This window comes from Brevundimonas sp. CURTG3B2_SDJG, from assembly GCF_057364705.1.
Genome location: NZ_JBNFOJ010000427.1, coordinates 1 through 1,771, shown reverse-complemented (window position 1 = coordinate 1,771; position 1,771 = coordinate 1). Strand labels below are relative to the sequence as shown.

The 1,771-nt window shown below is 71.4% G+C and carries 2 protein-coding genes and 1 pseudogene; all 3 read left to right on the top strand.

Annotated features, from left to right (window positions below; genetic code table 11):
* Window positions 1-407 (top strand): annotated as a pseudogene (locus tag AC2W7C_RS17430) (S1/P1 Nuclease); the annotation flags it as partial.
* The gene (locus tag AC2W7C_RS17425; protein WP_486002498.1) at window positions 380-907 is read left to right on the top strand and encodes a hypothetical protein; all 528 of its coding nucleotides are present in this window, start codon (window positions 380-382) and stop codon (window positions 905-907) included. The pseudogene AC2W7C_RS17430 and the gene AC2W7C_RS17425, both read left to right, overlap by 28 nt.
* 43 nt (window positions 908-950) lie before the next feature.
* Window positions 951-1,718, top strand: a complete 768-nt coding sequence (locus AC2W7C_RS17420; RefSeq protein ID WP_486002497.1) for an RNA methyltransferase — start codon at window positions 951-953, stop codon at window positions 1,716-1,718.
* Window positions 1,719-1,771: the final 53 nt, after the last annotated feature.

Below are 1,771 nucleotides of genomic sequence, written 5' to 3'. Positions count from 1 at the left end.
GCCTGCCCGACGAGCTGCCCGCCTTCCTGCGCACGCCGGAGGCCGCGGCTCAGGTCGGCGAACTGTCGCGCGAGCCCGACCGCTGGAAGGGCGCCGGCCAGCCGCACGACCGCGAGCGGGACACCGCCCACTTCGTCGACATGGACGACACGGGCCACATCATGAGCGCCGCGGGCCCGTCGATCGACGCCCTGCCGAACCTGAAGTCGGAATACGACGCCGCCCTGATCGCGGCGGGCCTGGACGTCAACGACGCCGGCTACCTGCCCTATGCGATCATGGACGCCTGGCAGCAGCTGGGCCGCGACTTCGCCTACTGGCGCGTGCTGAACGCCCAGGAGCGCGCGAGACCGATCCGGCCAAGCGCGAATGGTATCGCGTGGACCGCGAGCGGCGCGAGGCCCTGATCCTGCGCGACCTGGGCGTGCTGAGCCACTACGTCGGCGACGGCTCTCAGCCGCACCACACGACGATCCACTACAACGGCTGGGACCGGAACACGCCCAACCCGGAAGGCTTCACCACCTCGCGCCAGACCCACGGCCAGTTCGAGGGCGCGTTTACGGCCCGGGTGGCGCGCCTGGACGCGATCGAGGCGGCGATGGCGACGCCCCGGCTGGACGGCTTCGACCTGAGGACGCGCGTGCCGGCCTATCTGAAGGCCACCCTGGCCGAGGTGACGCCCTTCTATCGGCTTGAGAAGGCTGGCGGCTTCCGCGACGCCGATCCCCGGGGCGCCGAGTTCGCTGTCGCCCGGCTGGCGGCGGGCGCCTCGGAGCTGCGCGACCTGACCGTCCTGGCGTGGCGCGCCTCGGGAACCGCCTCGATCGGCTGGCCGGCGGTCAAGGTGGCGGAGGTCGAGGCCGGGACCGTCGATCCTTGGCTGGCCATGGTCGGCGAGGACTAAGGCGGCCCTTTCGCCCCGGAAGCGGCGGGGGTAGGGACGGGCCATGCCCGACCTGACCCCGCCCGTCGTCATCCTCGACAAGTCCCAACTCGCCGACAACATCGGCGCGGTGGCGCGAGTGATGGCCAATTTCGGCCTGTCGGAGCTGCGCCTGGTCAGCCCGCGCGACGGTTGGCCCCAGGACCGCGCCTGGGCGACGGCGTCGGGCGCCGACTGGGTGCTGGACGGAGTCCAGGTGTTCGACAGCGTGGCCGGGGCGGTCGCGGACCTGAACACCGTCTTTTCGACCACCGCCCGCCCGCGCGAGACCCGCATGCCGGTGCGCACCCCGCGCGAGGCGTCGCGGATCCTCTACGACGACATCGCCTCGGGCCTGAAGACCGGCCTGCTGTTCGGCGGCGAGCGGGCGGGGCTGGAGACGACCGACATCGCCCTGACGGCCGGCATCGTCACCATCCCGATCGACCCCAAACACCATTCGCTGAACCTGGCGCAAGCCGTGGCGATCAACGCCTATGAGTGGCGCACCCTGATCCTGGACGCCCCGCCGCCGCGGTTCCGCGAGCAGGATCCGCCGGCGTCCAACGACCTGCTGGTCGGCCTGTACGAGCACCTGGAGGCGGAGCTGGAGGCCGGCGGCTTCTTCTATCCGCCCGAGAAGAAGCGCTCGATGAGCCAGAACCTGCGCGTCATGCTGGGCCGCGCCGCCTTCAGCGAGCAGGAGGTGGCCACCTTCCGCGGCGTCATCCACGCCCTGGCCAAGGGGCGAGGCCGGCTGCTGGCCAAGATGGCGGCCAAGAAGGGCGAATAGGCCGTCGGGCTCGGGCTCGGGCTCTCTCTCTCTCTCTCTCTCTCTCTCTCTCT